At 66.8% G+C, this 15,993-nt stretch carries 17 protein-coding genes; 4 read left to right on the forward strand and 13 right to left on the reverse strand.

What is annotated here, in order from left to right:
* The 4 genes from VIQ49_RS24350 to rimP form a co-directional block, all read right to left on the reverse strand.
* A partial coding sequence (locus VIQ49_RS24350; RefSeq protein ID WP_331889164.1) for a translation initiation factor IF-2 N-terminal domain-containing protein occupies positions 1–839 on the reverse strand: 839 nt, incomplete at its 3' end.
* An 80-nt stretch (positions 840–919) separates the two neighbouring features.
* A complete protein-coding gene (locus tag VIQ49_RS24355) occupies positions 920–1,240 on the reverse strand; it encodes a YlxR family protein (protein WP_331889165.1) in 321 nt (106 codons plus the stop codon).
* Positions 1,241–1,344: 104 nt separating this feature from the next.
* Positions 1,345–2,370, reverse strand: a complete 1,026-nt coding sequence (nusA, locus tag VIQ49_RS24360) for a transcription termination factor NusA (protein ID WP_331889166.1) — start codon at positions 2,368–2,370, stop codon at positions 1,345–1,347.
* Positions 2,367–2,951 carry a ribosome maturation factor RimP gene (gene rimP, locus VIQ49_RS24365; protein ID WP_331889167.1) on the reverse strand — a complete coding sequence of 195 codons (585 nt, stop codon included), beginning with the start codon at positions 2,949–2,951 and terminating at the stop codon, positions 2,367–2,369. The genes nusA and rimP overlap by 4 nt, the downstream gene beginning before the upstream one ends.
* A 245-nt stretch (positions 2,952–3,196) precedes the next feature.
* Here rimP and VIQ49_RS24370 point away from each other — a divergent pair, with 245 nt between their 5' ends.
* Together VIQ49_RS24370 and VIQ49_RS24375 are read left to right on the forward strand one after the other, a co-directional pair.
* The gene (locus tag VIQ49_RS24370; RefSeq protein ID WP_331889168.1) at positions 3,197–3,727 is read left to right on the forward strand and encodes a hypothetical protein; all 531 of its coding nucleotides are present in this window, start codon (positions 3,197–3,199) and stop codon (positions 3,725–3,727) included.
* Entirely contained in the window at positions 3,724–4,155 is a 432-nt protein-coding gene (locus VIQ49_RS24375; protein WP_331889169.1) for a ferritin-like domain-containing protein, read from the forward strand. The genes VIQ49_RS24370 and VIQ49_RS24375 overlap by 4 nt, the downstream gene beginning before the upstream one ends.
* 83 nt (positions 4,156–4,238) lie before the next feature.
* Here VIQ49_RS24375 and VIQ49_RS24380 read toward each other — a convergent pair whose 3' ends face one another.
* Positions 4,239–5,978, reverse strand: a complete 1,740-nt coding sequence (locus VIQ49_RS24380) for a proline--tRNA ligase (protein WP_331889170.1) — start codon at positions 5,976–5,978, stop codon at positions 4,239–4,241.
* Positions 5,979–6,074: 96 nt separating this feature from the next.
* Between VIQ49_RS24380 and yaaA the strand changes: the two genes are divergently transcribed.
* Complete coding sequence (yaaA, locus tag VIQ49_RS24385) at positions 6,075–6,818, forward strand: peroxide stress protein YaaA (protein ID WP_331889171.1); 744 nt, start codon at positions 6,075–6,077, stop codon at positions 6,816–6,818.
* Positions 6,819–6,867: 49 nt separating this feature from the next.
* On the opposite strand, the gene VIQ49_RS24390 is transcribed toward yaaA, so the two are convergent.
* The 4 genes from VIQ49_RS24390 to VIQ49_RS24405 all read right to left on the reverse strand — a co-directional run bounded on the left by VIQ49_RS24390 (position 6,868) and on the right by VIQ49_RS24405 (position 10,998).
* Positions 6,868–8,373, reverse strand: coding sequence for an MFS transporter (locus VIQ49_RS24390; RefSeq protein WP_331889172.1), 1,506 nt, complete (start codon positions 8,371–8,373; stop codon positions 6,868–6,870).
* Between the two features lie 73 nt (positions 8,374–8,446).
* Positions 8,447–9,685 carry a uroporphyrinogen-III C-methyltransferase gene (cobA, locus tag VIQ49_RS24395; protein ID WP_331889173.1) on the reverse strand — a complete coding sequence of 413 codons (1,239 nt, stop codon included), beginning with the start codon at positions 9,683–9,685 and terminating at the stop codon, positions 8,447–8,449.
* 108 nt (positions 9,686–9,793) lie between these two features.
* Complete coding sequence (locus tag VIQ49_RS24400) at positions 9,794–10,042, reverse strand: hypothetical protein (RefSeq protein ID WP_331889174.1); 249 nt, start codon at positions 10,040–10,042, stop codon at positions 9,794–9,796.
* Entirely contained in the window at positions 10,039–10,998 is a 960-nt protein-coding gene (locus tag VIQ49_RS24405) for an acyl-ACP desaturase (protein ID WP_331889175.1), read from the reverse strand. The genes VIQ49_RS24400 and VIQ49_RS24405 overlap by 4 nt, the downstream gene beginning before the upstream one ends.
* A 100-nt stretch (positions 10,999–11,098) precedes the next feature.
* Here VIQ49_RS24405 and VIQ49_RS24410 point away from each other — a divergent pair, with 100 nt between their 5' ends.
* Complete coding sequence (locus tag VIQ49_RS24410) at positions 11,099–11,782, forward strand: response regulator transcription factor (protein WP_331889176.1); 684 nt, start codon at positions 11,099–11,101, stop codon at positions 11,780–11,782.
* Positions 11,783–11,819: 37 nt separating this feature from the next.
* Here VIQ49_RS24410 and VIQ49_RS24415 read toward each other — a convergent pair whose 3' ends face one another.
* Genes VIQ49_RS24415 through cobO form a run of 4 tightly spaced genes read right to left on the reverse strand, consistent with a single transcriptional unit; the run spans position 11,820 to position 15,965 of the window.
* Positions 11,820–12,314, reverse strand: coding sequence for a DNA glycosylase AlkZ-like family protein (locus VIQ49_RS24415; RefSeq protein ID WP_331889177.1), 495 nt, complete (start codon positions 12,312–12,314; stop codon positions 11,820–11,822).
* The gene (locus tag VIQ49_RS24420; protein WP_331889178.1) at positions 12,311–13,930 is read right to left on the reverse strand and encodes a GAF domain-containing sensor histidine kinase; all 1,620 of its coding nucleotides are present in this window, start codon (positions 13,928–13,930) and stop codon (positions 12,311–12,313) included. The genes VIQ49_RS24415 and VIQ49_RS24420 overlap by 4 nt, the downstream gene beginning before the upstream one ends.
* A 2-nt stretch (positions 13,931–13,932) precedes the next feature.
* Positions 13,933–15,354, reverse strand: a complete 1,422-nt coding sequence (locus VIQ49_RS24425; protein WP_414731712.1) for a cobyrinate a,c-diamide synthase — start codon at positions 15,352–15,354, stop codon at positions 13,933–13,935.
* On the reverse strand, positions 15,351–15,965 hold the full coding sequence (gene cobO, locus VIQ49_RS24430; RefSeq protein WP_331889180.1) for a cob(I)yrinic acid a,c-diamide adenosyltransferase: 615 nt from the start codon (positions 15,963–15,965) through the stop codon (positions 15,351–15,353). Before cobO ends, VIQ49_RS24425 begins: the two co-directional genes overlap by 4 nt.
* Between the last annotated feature and the right edge of the window lie 28 nt (positions 15,966–15,993).

Genomic DNA, 15,993 nt, shown 5'->3' on the forward strand with positions numbered 1-15,993 from the left:
CCGGGACCGCTGGGCCTGGCCGAGCGTGCCGGCATCGCACCGGGGTTGGGGCGAGGAGGCATGCTGCCGGGGCTGGGACGAGGTCCGCCTTGACCCGGTGCGGGACGGGGACCGCCCTGACCTGGGGCCGGACGACCGCCACCGGCCGCGGTGCCACCGGCACCGGGACGCTGACCTGAGCCGGGACGGGCTCCACCTTGTCCCGGGGCGGGACGCGAAGGCCGTTCGACGGGTGCTGCACTCGAATAGGGGTTGTTACCGACCCGCGGTGCGCGCGGGCCGGGCTTGGGTCCACCGGGACGTGCGGCCGGAGCCGGACGTGACTGGGGAGCCGCAGCCGGAGCTGCTTCTGCGGCGGCGGCCGGGGCCTCCGGCGCTGCGGGAGCGGGAGAACTCTTGGCCGGTGCTGCCGGTGCGGGTGCACTGGGAGCGGGTGCGGGCTTCGACGGGGCCGGAGCCTGCGCAGCGGGGCGCGGAGCCGGGACTGCCTTGGGCGCAGGGGCCGGCCGCGGTGCACCGGGCTTGGCGCCGGTGGACGGCGCTGCCGGAGCACCTGCATTGCTGGTGGGTGCCGGTCCCGGGCGTGCTGCGCCCGGCTTTGCCGGTGATGGTCGTCCGGCCGGGGCGTTGCCTCCGGCGGATGCTGATTGCCCTCCGGCGTTACCGGCGGGGGCGTCCTTCCCTGGGAAGGACTGGCGAAGTCGCCGGGCCACGGGGGCCTCAACGGTCGACGACGCAGATTTGACGAACTCGCCCTGCTCGCTGAGTCGTGCAAGCACTTCCTTGCTTGTCACTCCCAGTTCTTTGGCCAATTCGTGCACGCGGGCCTTGCCTGCCACTGCTCTCCTCACTTGGAGGTCGAGCGGCATTGCCCGCTACGACCTCGGTTTACGTCCGAAACGTGCTCATCGCAAGAACTTCACGGTGTGCTCATGTCTTCTGCTACCTGTTCCTTAGTGGCCGGCTGGTGCCGGCCTCTCTGTTTGGCCACCGATTCGATCTCTCGACTCAGTAGATCGGCGTCGACGGTCAACCCGCCGATCCGAAATGCCCTGGCGAAGGCCTTGCGCTGTATCGCGGTTCCCAGACAATCGGGATCCGGATGCAGCCAGGCGCCGCGCCCCGGCATGGTCCGCCGATGGTCGATCACAACCACCGTTTCTTTGTCGTCGCGCCGCGCGACCAGCCGAACGAAATCGGCGGTCGGGTGACACTGTCGACATCCGACGCAGGTACGCATCGGCAGATTTTCGCGGTGGGGCGAAGGATCACTGTGGACCACCGGTGAGTCTACCGTCCCCTGCGAGTCAGATGCTAATGACACCCGCCTCGGCGCGTTACCGATCAGCTCGCACCTGCCGCGGACGGCTCCGGGTCCGAGTCGGTCTGGGCATCGCTTCGGATATCGATCCGCCACCCGGTCAGCCGGGCAGCCAGGCGTGCGTTCTGGCCTTCCTTCCCGATGGCCAGGGACAACTGGTAGTCGGGCACCACGACCCGGGCAGCCTTGGCTGCGAGATCGACGACTGTGACCGATACCACCTTCGACGGCGACAGTGCGTTGCCGACGAACACCGCGGGGTCGTTGTCGTAATCGATGATGTCGATCTTCTCTCCGGCGAGTTCGCTCATCACGTTGCGCACCCGCTGCCCCATCGGGCCGATGCAGGCACCCTTCGCATTGAGTCCGGCCACCCCGGTGTGCACGGCGATCTTCGACCGGTGCCCGGCCTCGCGAGCCACTGCCACGATCTCGACCGATCCGTCTTCGATCTCGGGCACCTCGAGCGAGAAGAGCTTGCGCACGAGATTGGGATGCGTACGCGACAGTGTGATCTGCAGTCCGCGCGCCCCGCGGGCGACACCGACGACGTAGCACTTGATCCGCTCGCCGTGCACATAGGTTTCGCCGGGTACCTGCTCGGCGGGCGGCAGCACACCTTCTTGGCCGGTTGCCTCGCTACCGATGCGCACGACCACCATGCCGCGCGCGTTGGCTCGCGCGTCCTGCTGCACCACGCCGCCGACGATCTCGCCCTCATGGGTGGAGAACTCGCCAAAGTTCTTGTCGTGCTCGGCATCCCGCAGACGTTGCAGGATCACCTGACGTGCCGTTGTCGCTGCGATGCGCCCGAAACCCTCAGGGGTGTCGTCCCATTCGGAGATGACGTTGCCGTCGGAGTCACGCTCCTGCGCCATCACCCGGACCTGGCCGGATTTGCGGTCGACGTCGATGTACGCGTGCGGGTGGAAGCCGTCGGTGTGCCGGTACGCCGTCAACAATGCCGACTGGATGGTCTCGATCACGGCATCGATCGTGATGCCCTTCTCGGCTTCGATCATGCGGAGAGCTGCGATATCGATATTCATTTGTTCCCTTTCCTTCTTGCCTCGATCTGCTCGGGATCAAGGCCGCACACCTCGAGTTCGGCAGCACCCGGCTCACCGAAATCGACCTGCACAAACGCTTTGCGTACTGACGCGAGCGCCACCTTGGTGGTGGCGAAACCCTTACTCGTCTTCGTGACCAGCGCGACGCCCGATTGATCCTCGTCGAGGGCTCCGATCCGGCCGGCGAGTCGCTCCGGCGGATCGGCGAGGAGGTCGACCACCACTTTGCGGCCCGCAGCGCGGCGCCAGTGGCGCGGCAGCGTCAGGGGCCGGTCGACACCCGGAGAGGTCACTTCGAGTGTGTACGTCGGCAATGCTGCCAACACATCTTCGTGTTGCGCGCCGGTCTCTTCGTCCGTGCCGTCGAGGATCACCGAGATCGAGCGGCTCAACTCGGCCAGCTCGTCGAGCGAGGCGCCGCCGTCGCGATCGACCACCAACTTCACCAGGTTCTCCGGGCCCGTCGCCACAACCGACAGTTCCTCGACGTCGTACCCCTTGTCGGTGACCACCGGTTCGATCAGCGCACTGATCCGGTCGTGGTCGATTGCCCCGGGCATCGGCGTCTCCTCCATGTGCAGTTGTCAGGTTCTTTACTCAGAACAGCTTAACGCGCCGCCACACCTGCTCTTGACCATCCGCCGCGCCGATCGGTGACGAATGGGCCACAGCCGGGCCGGCACATGCGCGCAGCCGGGCCGGCACATGGACGCAGCCGGGCCGGCACAGACACGCAGTCGGTCCGCGAACCGCCGATCGGTGAGCAGATCTGCCCTCGCCCGCGCGGGCTGGCACTATGACCGTTGTGACGGTCAGCGAAGTTTCGGCAACAGGCGGCAGGTGGGGAATCACACCCTCCCGCCGCATATTTCTGCAATCAGCGGCGGCGTTCGCCGCGGGTGGGGCCACGATCTCCGTGGTCGCGGCCTGTGGCACGAGCGCCGAGATCACGGCGCAACAACGCCTTGCCGACCAGCTTCTGCCACAGGTGACCGCCGCCAACGCCGATGCCGCCGCGGCGACCGCGGCGATCGCGGCCAATCCGGACCGGGCCGCGGCCCTCGCCGTCATCGCCGATCAGCGAAAGGTGCACGCGGTTGCCCTCACCGACGAGATCACCAGGCTCGATTCCGGGCGGGCCGAGACCGCGTCGAGTTCGGCGACGGCGAGCCCGGCGGTGACGACACCACCGGACATCGACGCCCTGCGGACCCAGCTCACCGATTCAGCGACCTCGGCAGGCAACCTGGCGATCGAACTCGACGGTTATGTCGCCGGACTCCTCGGGTCGATCAGCGCCGCCACCACAACTCTTGCGGCGGTGCAGCTTTCATGACCACGACCACCGATGCGATCGCCGTCGCCCTCGACGCGGAGAATGCCGCGATCTTCACCTATGGCGTCGTCGCGGCACATGCGGCACCATCTCGCGACCAGATGATCAGCGAGTACACAGCCGAACACCGCGCGCGGAGAACCGAATTGGAAGAAGCCCTGACGGCTGCGCAAGCTGCCGTCCCGGCGGCGGCCGCCGGCTACAACCTGCCCGTACCGGTGACCGACCCGGTGTCGGCACTGACCGTTGCACTGGCTGCCGAAGAGGACTGCGCCGTGGCCTATCGCAGTGTGATCGAGCAGTCGGACGATCCGGTCGCCCGCCGGCTCGGCCTTCGCGGACTGACCGACAGCGCCGTCCGGGCAGCGAATTGGCGTGTGGTGCTGCGAATCTCACCTGCCACGGTCGCCCTGCCCGGCTCGGCCTGACGCCGGCGGGCAGACCCACCCGAAGTGGTCAAACCCACGGGTTTCAGACCCGTGGGTTTGACCGGACGAGGTGGGTGTGTCGGTCAGCGACCGGCGAGCAGCGTCTCGACCGCCACGTCGGAAGCAACCTCCGTTGCCTCGCCGGTGAACCGGTCGCGGATTTCGACTGTGCCGTTTGCCCAGCCACGTCCGACCACGACAACCACGGGCATGCCCAGCAGTTCGGCATCCTTGAACTTCACACCGGGCGAGGCCTTGCGGTCGTCGAGCAGCACCGACATCCCGGCGGCGTCGAGTTCGACCGCGAGACTCTGTGCGCCGGCCCATGCCTGCTCGTCCTTGTTGGCGATCACGAGGTGAACATCGTACGGCGCCACGGACTTCGGCCAGCGCAGGCCCTTCTCGTCATGATGCTGTTCGGCGATGACCGCGACCATGCGCGAGACGCCGACACCGTACGAACCCTGGATCAACCGGACCGGCTTGCCGTTCTCCCCCAGGACGTCGACGGAGAACGCATCGGTGTACTTGGTTCCGAGTTGGAAGATGTGACCGATCTCGATACCTCGCGCCGTGACCAGTGTTCCGATGCCGTCGGGTGACGGATCGCCGTCGCGGACCTCGGCGGCCTCGATGGTGCCATCCGGCACGAAGTCGCGGCCGGCCACCAGGTCGACGACGTGTTTGCCGGGTTCGTTCGCACCGGTGATCCAGGCGGTACCGTCGACGATCCGGGGATCGACCAAATAGCGAACCTCGTTGTCCTGCAGACTCTTCGGCCCGATATATCCGCGCACCAGGAAGGGGTTGGCCGCGAAGTCCGCATCAGTGATGAGCTCGACGGCGGCCGGTTCCAACGCAGCTTCCAGACGCTTCATGTCGACGTCGCGATCGCCGGGGATCCCGACCGCGAGGAGCTCGTTTGTGCCATCGGGGTGGCGCAGTTTCACCACGACGTTCTTCAGCGTGTCGGCCGCGGTGAATCCGCGGTCGGGCAGCGCTTCCTGCGCCCAGGCGACCAGCGTGTCGATGGTCGGGGTGTCTCCGGTGTCGTACACGGTGGCCGCGGGGAGGCCTTCGATCGGCAGTGCGGGCGGGGCCGGGGTGATGACCGCCTCCACGTTGGCCGCGTAGCCCGATTCCGGGCTGCGCACGTAGGTGTCCTCGCCCACTTCGCTTTCGGCCAGGAATTCTTCGGACGCCGAGCCACCCATGGCACCCGAGGTCGCGGCGACGATCACATAGCTGACCTGCAACCGCCGGAAGATCTCCTGGTAGGCCTCACGGTGCGCGTCGTACGACGCCTTGGCGCCGTCGATGTCGAGGTCGAAGGAGTACGAGTCCTTCATGATGAACTCACGCCCGCGGAGGATCCCGGCGCGGGGACGTTCCTCATCGCGGTATTTGGTCTGGATCTGGTAGATCGTCAACGGCAGATCTTTGTACGACGAGTACTCCCCCTTGACCAGGAGGGCGAAGAGCTCTTCATGGGTGGGGCCGAGGAGCATGTCGGCACCCTTGCGGTCCTTGAGGCGGAACAGCGCGTCACCGTATTCGGTCCAGCGGTTGGTGGTCTCGTACGGCTCGCGCGGCAGCAGCGCCGGCAGCGAGATCTCCTGGCCGCCGATGTTGTCCATCTCCTGCCGGACGACGTCCTCGACTTTCCGCAACACCTTCAGGCCCAACGGGAGCCAGCTGTAGACACCGGGGGCGACGCGGCGGACATACCCGCCTCGGACCAGCAGCCGGTGGCTGGGCACCTCGGCGTCGGCGGGATCGTCGCGCAGCGTGCGCAGGAACAGGGTCGACATGCGTGTGATCACGTCAGACACCATATCTCTGCGCCCGCGCGGGGCTGCATTCCAGTGACCCGACCAGGTTTGGGCACCGGCCGGTGCGGACGGCTACGGTCTATCACTGTGTTGATCGTGCTGCCCCCATCAGAGACCAAGGCCACCGGTGGCCGTGGCGCTCCCCTCGACCTCGACCGGCTGTCGCTGCCCACGCTGACGCCGCTGCGCCGCAAGATCGCCGACGCGCTGGTGACCCTGGCCGGGGATTCGGTGGCAGCCCAGAAGGCGCTGGGGCTCGGTGTATCCCAGTTCGACGAGATCGAGCGCAACGCCCAGTTGTGGTCGAGTCCGACGAGTCCGGCGATCGAGCGATATACCGGTGTGCTGTTCGATGCCCTCGACCACAAGTCGCTGACCCGGGCCTCGAAGACCAAGGCCGCCGAGCGGCTGGCGATCGGTTCCGCATTGTTCGGTGTGGTGCGGGCGTCCGACCCGATCCCCGCCTACCGGCTGTCGGCCGGATCGAAACTCCCCGGCTTCGGCACGCTGGCCGCCACCTGGAAGCCGGCGCTCACCGACGCGCTCGTCGGACTCGGCGAGGATCTGTTCGTCGACCTGCGTTCGGGTGGTTATCAGCAACTGGGACCGATCCCCGGTGCGATCACCGTCACCGTTCTGACCGAGAACGCAAGCGGCGCCAGGACAGTGGTGAGCCACTTCAACAAGCATCACAAGGGTGTTCTGACCCGGTCGCTGCTCAGCTCACGCAAGCAGGTCCGGGACGTGAATTCCCTCGCCGCTGTCGCCGTCGCCGGAGGACAACGCGCAGAGATCGGCTCAGACCACGAACTCATCATCCTGACGGACTGATCGGCCGGGCCGAGAGCTCAGGTGACGGGACCTTCAGTGGCCGGGACGCTCAGGCCGTGTGATCGTCGGGGTCGACCTGGGTGTGGGCGGCTTCCTGTGCAGCCTGCCCCTCGGCCACGTCCTCGGGTGTGAACCGCATGAACAGAACCACGATGCCGGCCGCCAGGGCAATGAGCGCGCAACAGACGAACGCGAGTCCGTAACCACTTGCCAGCGCGTCGAGCTGCGCGGGGTTCATCTCGTCGACCGGACCCGTCGTTCCACCCTCGGCCAGCGTTCGGCTGGTGACCATCGCGCCGACAGCAACAAGCGCGATCGCGCCGCCGAGGTTCTGGGCAACCTGTGCCAGTGCGGTGAGCGGACCGATTTCGTTGGGTCCGACCCCGGCCACCACCGACAGGGTCAGCGGGATGACCGCCAGCCCGACTCCGGCGCCGATCACCACGACCGGGAAGTAGATGTGCGGGAAGTAGGCGGGTGCGTCACGGGCGATGCTCGCCGCATAGCCGCAGCCGGCCATCACCACGACGCCACCGGAGAGCACCAGCCAGCGGGGCTGGAATTTGAGCGCAAGTTTGGATGCGACCGCCGCCGCTGTGCCGAGCCCGAAGGCAAACGGAACCACAGCCAGGCCGCTCTGGATCGGTGAGTACTTCAGGATGCCCTGGAAGTAGAGCGAGATGAACACCGCCATGCACATGATGATGGCGCCGGCCAGCAGGATCGCGATCAGCGCCGCCACCCGACTGCTGTTCGCGAAGAGCGAGAACGGCAGGATCGGATTGTCGGTCTTGCGCTCGACGTGAACGAACGCGGCCAGCGAGGCCAGTCCGACGATCAGCGGGATCACGACAACCGGCCGCAACCAGCCACCCGGACCCTCGTTCACCGCCAGCACGACCAGGGTGCAGCCGAGCGTCGCCAGCACCGCACCGCGCACGTCGAGCGTCAACCGTTCGCCCTGCGATTCGCGGAGGAACAGGAGCGCCCCGACCACCACGAACAGGCCGATGGGCACGTTGATCAGGAACACCAGACGCCAGGAGAGCTCGGTGAGCATTCCGCCGGCAACCAGTCCGATGACGGAGCCGATGCCGGTCATCGCGGCATACACCGCAAACGCCTGGTTCCGGGGCTTTCCCGGAGCGAAGGTCGTGGCGACCAATGCCATCGCGGTCGGTGCGGCCACCGCGGCCGACGCCCCCTGCAGGGCGCGTCCGACTATCAGGCTGATCGGGTCCCATGCCAGTCCGCACAACAGTGAAGAGGCGGTGAAGGCCGCGACACCGGCCATGAACATCCGTTTGCGGCCGAAGGTGTCGCCGAGGCGACCACCGAGCAACATGAGCCCGCCGAAGGCCAGCACGTAGGCCGTGATGATCCAGGCCCCGCCGCTGTCGGACAGTCCGAGCGCATTCTGAATCCTGGGTAACGCCAGCGCGGCGACCGTGCCGTCGAGCACCACCAACAGCTGCATCCCGCCCAGGATGACGATCTGCGGCCCCCACACACGGGTCTGTCCGATGTCAGCGGCCACGTGTGGTGATGAGGTCATGGGGAACGACGGTACCGCTGTCAGGCTCCCGTTTCACAATCATGGTTGTCACGATGACACGTCGATCTGCTGCTCAGAGCGCGGCATCAAATCCGGCAACCGGACCGATCACCACGATGGCCGGTGGTTTCACCTGTTCGTTCTTGGCGTCGACGGCGGCGGTGCCCAGTGTGGTGCGGACCACGCGCTGGTTGCTCAGCGTCGCGTTTTCGATGATCGCCACCGGGGTCGACGCGTCTCGACCGCCTTCGACCAGTGCTTCGGCGAAGATGTCGAGTCGCTCGACCGCCATCATCAGGACGATGGTGCCGCGCATCTGTGCCAGGGCAGTCCAGTTGACCAGTGAGTCGGGGTGGTCGGGCGGGATGTGCCCGGACACGACAACCACCTCGTGGGTGACGCCGCGATGGGTCACCGGGATGCCCGCGGACGACGGGCCGGCGATGGCACTGGTGATGCCCGGGACCACGGTCACCGGGACCCCTGCCGCCACACATGCCTCGAGTTCCTCGAAGCCCCGGCCGTAGACGTACGGGTCGCCGCCCTTGAACCGGACCACGAACTTCCCGGCCTTCGCGCGGTCGATGAGGACTTCGTTGATGGCTTCCTGTTTCATGGCGCGGCCATAGGGCACTTTCGCGGCGTCGATGATCTCGACGTGGGGTCCGAGTTCGGCCAGTAGGGCCGGCGGGGCGAGCCGGTCGGCGACCACCACGTCGGCTGCGGCGAGCAGGCGTCGTCCGCGCACGGTGATCAGGTCCGGGTCGCCGGGTCCCCCACCGACCAGGGCCACCCCGGCCGGTTGCCGTTCCTGAGCCGCCGCCTCGATCCCGGCGGCGCCGAGGTCGCCGCCACCGAGCGCCGCGCCGATGGCGTTGCGGATGGCGGCCGAGCGACGATGATCGCCGCCGGCCAGGACACCGACGGTCAGGTTGCCCTGATGCAGCGAGGCCGGGGTGACGGCGGTGCCGTGGCGGGCATCGTCGGCGCGTACGCAGAAGATCCGGCGTTGTTCTGCTTCGGCGACCACGGCGGCGTTGACGGCCGGGTCGTCGGTGCAGGCCAGGACATACCAGGCGCCCTCGAGGTCACCTCGTTCATAGGGACGGGCGTGCAGGCTGATCCCGGCGAACGACTCCACAGTGGGCGTCGCTTCCGGGGTGATCACGTGGATGTCGGCGCCGCTGTCGGCGAGTGTGCCGAGTCGGCGTTGCACCACCGAGCCCCCGCCGATGATCACCACCCGCCTGCCAACAAGATTCAGCCCGACGAGGTAATGGTCGTGGGCCATCTCGGATGTCGATTCGGTCATGCGTAGACCGTACTGTGGGCCGGGGTCACCGACCGATTTGGACATGGCTGCGCCGGAACTCACCACATCTACGCCGCGGATCGCCGGGGGTGACGCCGGTCCGGTCGGTCAGAGGGGCAGGTTGCCGGACTCACGGATCCGTGCCCACACGTCGGCGGTGGGTATCCCCTGCCGATGCGCCGCCGCGGCGATCAGTCGGGCGAGCATCCGCGAGGCCAGGTACTCGGTCTCGGCACTGTCCGCGGAATCAGCGCGGATCTGATTCCACCAGCTGATGTTCCCGCAATGCGCGGCCTCGGCCATCGATATCGCGGCATCGAACGGAACCTTCCGATGCCCGACGTCCCCGACCGTCACGACGCCGCCTGTTCCTCGCGAGCGAGCATGCGTGCCCGCGATCGCTCGAACCGATCGACTTTGCCCTGCAGATCGTCGAGGAAGACGGCCAACTCGTCGCGGGTGCGTTCGCCTTCGGGTCCGAAGTCGTTGCGATCGAAAATGTTCCATTTGCGCAGGACGGGTTCGACAACCTCGTGCAGATGCTGCGGGAGATCGTAGATCCCGGCCTTGGCGATCAGCACCGCATTCCCGCGGAATCCCGGCATCGAGGCACCCGGCATCTGAAACATGGCCAGGACCAGTGCGATGGCCTTGATCGTCTGGTCGGGAGTCAGGTCGAGCGCGCCGGCAACGATGTTGCGGTAGAAGAGCATGTGCAGGTTCTCGTCCGCGGCAACCCGCGCGAGCATCCGGTCGGCGATCGGGTCTCCACACGCCTTTCCCGTGTTGCGATGTGAGACCCGGGTCGCGAGTTCCTGGAAGGTCACATAAGCCACCGCGAACAGCATGTCCGACGAGCGATCCCGATTGCCGTCGTCCGCGGGCATCGGGTTGAAACCCTGGGTCATGTGGATCATCCGGGCTTCCTCCAGCGCCACCGGATCGACACCGCGGGTGACGACCAGGTAATCGCGCATCACCACGCTGTGCTTGTTCTCTTCGGCGGTCCACCGCCCCACCCAATGGCCCCACGCGTCGTCGAGGGTGAAGTTCTCGGCGATCACCCGGTGATAGGACGGCAGGTTGTCCTCGGTCAGCAGGTTGGTGAACATCGCCGCCTTGGCCGTCTCGTCCAGCCGGGACTGGGTCGGGTCCCAGTCGATTCCGCCGAGCGCGGCGAAGTTCCGGCCCTGATCCCACGGCACGTAGTCGTGGGGATGCCACTCCTTCGACATCGCCAGATGCCGGTTGACCTCACCTTCGCAGACAGGCAACAACTCGCGCAGCAGATCCGACCCGGACATCGTTTTCATGCAATCGAGTGTGCCCGCGGACAGCGCGCCGGCGCGTGGGCCGAAAGTCCCTGTTCACCGAGGCCATCGTCGCCTTTTATGGTGCGGTACTTTGAAATCCATGACAGCGAGAATCAAGGCGTTCCTGGTCGATGACCACGAACTGGTACGCCGCGGACTCCGCGACCTCCTCGGGACGGCCGAGGACATCGAGGTGGTCGGTGAGGCCGCAAGCGTCAGTGAGGCATTGGTCGCGATCACCGCTGCGGTACCCGACGTTGCCATCCTGGACGTCCGCCTACCCGACGGCAGCGGGGTCGAGTTGTGTCGCGAGATCCGCAGTGCCACACCGTCGGTGCAGTGTCTGATGCTCACGTCGTACGCCGACGACGAAGCGTTGCTGGCAGCTGTGATGGCAGGTGCCTCGGGGTTCGTTCTCAAACAGATCCTCGGCCACAACCTGGTGGCGGCGGTGCGCACGGTCGGTAGCGGTGGTTCGCTGCTCGACGCCGGGAGTACGGCCGCGCTGATGGCCAAGTTGCGGGCCGACGGCAACGGCACCGATCCGCTCTCCGAGTTGACCGGTCAGGAACGCGAGGTCTTCGCATTGGTCGGAGAGGGAATGACCAACCGCCAGATCGCCGCGAGGATGTTCCTCGCGGAGAAGACGATCAAGAACTATGTGTCCCGGATCCTCGCCAAGCTCGATCTGCAGCGGCGGACCCAGGTTGCGGTGATGGCCACCAAATTGAAGGACAAACAGGCCAGGGCCGGCTATCTGGAACCGCCCGCCGACGGCATCTGACGATCACAAAACCCCTGGGCACGCACTCAGAAAGTACTCAGCCACCATCGAACTCGATCTCCACATCCGACGCGTCTCGAAGCGCCCCGATCTGGTCGGCTTCGTCCCGCAGCACACTGCGTTGACGGTCTGACAGCGAGCCGAAAACCGCGACGGTCATTGTGAGCGCGTGACCTTTCCTGCGGGCCCGCCAGGTCCCGGCGATCTCACCGGCGGCGAGAATGGTCCCCGGTGCGCCGACCATCTTCCACACATCCCGTTGGCGAGGTTTCTCGACGATCGTGTCGCGGTCACGCGTCTGGATGTACGGGTCACCTGGCGGGAGCAAGCGCACGCCGGTCGGCATCGATGCCGACCGGAGGGTCCCGCACCGACCGGCGGCCGCGAGTAGTTCACCTGTGCCCAGCCGCTCTGAGAGGTTATGGGAGGCAAGGCGAAAGGCGATGACCTCACCTCTCGAAACCCGTTCGACCACAGGAACAGACCATCGCCGCACCGACCCGGATTCTGCTGATCGTGGCCGCGCGTTCACAGGGGTACCGTCCAGGTGATGGTGGTCCCGCCGCCGACGGTGTCGGAAATGGTGAAGGTGCCGTCGTTCTGTTCGGCCCGCCGCGCCAAATTGTTCAATCCGCTGTGGGTCACGGCCGCACCGATTCCGGTCCCGTTGTCGGTGATCGAAATGCTCAGGACCTCGTCCGCGGAGACGAGGACGTCGATCCGGTCCGCCATCGAATGCCGCAGTGCATTCGAGATACCTTCGTGCAGAACAGCTTCGATATGCCCGTCCAACCGAGACGGAACCAGCGTGTCGACGGGTCCGGCAAAACGCACCGACGGTGAGACCGGCGAGTGCGCCGACAGCTCGGTGACGATGTCCAGTGCGCGCCGCCGCAGGGTGGCCGAATCCTGGGCACCCTCGCCCGTGGTGTTGAGATCGAAGATGGCCGTGCGGATCTGCTCGACGGTCCGATCCAGGTCGACGATCGCCTGGTCGAGCTGTCCATCACCGCCGCTGCGGGCCGAGAACGACTGCAACGACATCCCGATCGCGAACAACCGTTGGATCACATGATCGTGGAGGTCCCGGGCGATCCGGTGACGGTCGGTGAGCATGTGCATCTCCCTCGTCACCGCCTGCTGCAGGTCGTAGGCCAGTGCCATCGAGGCGATGTCGGCGGTGGCTGTCAGTCCGGACTCTTCCTCCTCGGCCCAGGCCGGTGGCCGGCGATGCGTCAACATCATCACGCCGAAACGTCCGCCCGCACGCAACAGCGGCACAAACGTGACCCACTGGGCACCGTCCCGCACGAGCGGGGCCGGAACCTCGTCGACGCCGGCGACGACGATCTGCGAAGACTGCCGCAGTTCGAACGCGCCGAGTTGAGGCAATTCTCCGGTGTGCGCCAACACGGTGGCCCGGTTGTCATCTGTTCCGAGAATGAAAACATCTGTGGCGCAGTCCAACTCGGCGAGGTCCACCGCGAGCGAGGTGAGGGTGTCCTCGAGTGCGGCTCCCACCAGCGGGCCGGCGCCGCGGCGCGCGAGCATCCGCATCCATCGTTCCCGGGTACGTGCACTCTCGAACAGGCGGGCGTTGTCGATCGCCACACCGGCTGCGGCGGACAGGACCCGAACGGCCACCTCGTCCGCGTCCGTGAATCCGCCGGAGGTGACCTTTTCTGTGAGATAGATGCTGCCGAACACCGATCCCCGGACGACGATCGGCGCCCCGAGAAAGGTCGCCATCGGTGGATGGTTGACCGGGAACCCCACCGCGCTCGGATGTGCGCCCACCTGGTCGATGCGCAACACCTGCGGATGGTTGATCAGCAGGCCCAGCACTCCACGGCCGACCGGGAGGTGACCCATCGTCTCCCGCACCGTCGGTTCGATGCCGGTGTGCACGAAGGCCGAGAGCTTACCGTCGTCGCCGCGCACCCCGAGCGCGCCGTATCGGGCATCGAGCGCACCCACCGCGACGTTGATGATCCGCTGCAGAGTGGCATCGAGATCCAGGCCACTGCCCACGGCCAGCACCGCTTCGAGGAGATCCCGCATGACCACCGGGCTTTCGCTCAGGTCGGTCATGTCCAGTCCCGCCAGCAGACCCGCGGACAGGTCCAGGTCCGGCGACCCGTCTGTCATCGCTACCCCACCCGCATCCGGCGGGCGGCACCCACCAGTCGCGACACCGCCCCGGGATTTCCGGCGGGGTGCGTGTGCAGGTACGAGGCGTGCACCGCGGAACCCGGCGCCGACGACGCCCAGCCTTCGGTCTCGGCGACCCCGTCGCGACGCCAGCCCCACGCCGACGGCGTCGAATCGCCCACCGCGGTCACCGTCGTCCGGTGGAACTCGTGGCCCCGGACCCGCGTCCCGGCGTCGAACAACACCGAATCGGTGATGGCCACCGCATCGCGATAACCCAAAGTCAGTCTCTTGCCGAATGTTCCATGAAGTGGCAACACCCCGGCCATCGCATGGTTGTCGAGACTGCGCGACAGATACAGCAGCCCCGCGCATTCGGCATGGATCGGGATCCCCGACCCCGCGGCCGCACGCAATGCGGTGAGCAACGGCCTGTTCGACGCCAACGCCGCGGCGTGTTCCTCGGGGAATCCGCCCCCGATCACCACCCCGGCGCAACCGTCCGGAAGGAGATCGACCACCGGATCGAAGGTGACGACCTCGGCTCCGGCCGCCCGCAGCAGTTCGCCGTGTTCGGCGTAGCCGAATGTGAAGGCGGCACCGGCCGCAACCGCGATCACCGGGCGCTGACCACTGCCGTCTCGGACCTTGCTCGTCGACTCCCCGACCTCGTCGTCGGCCGACCAGACCGGACCCGACCGGCCGGCCGGACCGATGTCGGCCGCGGCCACCAGCGCCTCGACATCCACGGCGCCACCGACCAATTCGGTCATCGCCTCGATGGCGGCGATCGCCTCGGGTCCGCGTTCGGCAGCCGGGATGAGACCGAGGTGGCGGGAGGGCACCGCCATCTCCGGATTGCGCGGCACAGCACCGAACACCTGGAGTCCGGCGCGGTCACAGGCCTGGCGCAACACGTATTCGTGTCGTGGTGAACCCACCCGGTTGAGGATGACACCACGGATGTCGATACCCGGGTCGTAGCTGACGAATCCGTGCAGGATCGCCGCCAGAGACTGGCTGTGCCCGGACGCGTCGACGACCAACACCACCGGGGCGCCCAAGATATTGGCCACCTGTGCTGTCGATCCGGGCGCGATCGCAGGCATGTGGTCCTCGGTGATCCGGCCGTCGAACAGGCCCATCACACCCTCGACGACGGCGATGTCGCAGCCGGCAGAACCCGACCGGTACAGCGGACCGATCCGATCCTCCCCGACCAGCACCGGATCGAGATTGCGACCCGGCCGACCCGCGGCGATGCCGTGATAGCCGGGGTCGATGTAGTCCGGCCCCACCTTGAACGGCGCGACCTGATGTCCACAGCGGGCCAGCGCACCGATCAAACCCGTTGTGATCGTGGTCTTTCCGCTGCCCGAGGACGGGGCGGCGATGACGATGGCGGGCGGGGAACCGGTCACCACTCGATCCCCTTCTGACCTTTCCGCCCGGCGTCCATGGGATGGCGGACCTTGACCATCTCCGTCACCAGATCGGCGGCCTCGATCAATGCGGTCGGTGCGCGGCGCCCGGTGATCACCACGTGCTGTTTGCCCTCGCGACTCGCCAGCACCTCGATGACATCGTCGAGGTCGATCCAGCCCCAGTTGATCGGATAGGTGAACTCGTCCAGAACGTAGAACTGATGCTGCTGATCGATGATGCGACGACGGATCTCGGCCCAGCCCTGTGCCGCCTGCTCAGCATGATCGGCGTCTGCGCCGGCATGGCGAATCCACGACCACCCCTCGCCCATCTTGTGCCACTGCACCGGACCTCCCTGACCGGTCGTGGCATGCAACTCCCCGAGGGCCGTCAGCGCATTCTCCTCGCCCACTTTCCATTTCGCACTCTTCACGAATTGGAAGACGCCGATGTCCAGGCCCGCGTTCCACGCGCGCATCGCCATCCCGAAGGCCGCCGTCGATTTACCCTTGCCGTCTCCGGTGTGGACCGCGAGTACCGGCTGATTGCGCCGCGCGCGCGTGGTCAGCCCGTCGTCCGGAATGACTGATGGAACACCCTTGGGCACAACAATTCCCTTCTGACACCACACATGC

The sequence above is a fragment of the Williamsia sp. genome (genome assembly GCF_036566845.1).
In the GTDB taxonomy this organism is placed as follows: domain Bacteria; phylum Actinomycetota; class Actinomycetes; order Mycobacteriales; family Mycobacteriaceae; genus Williamsia.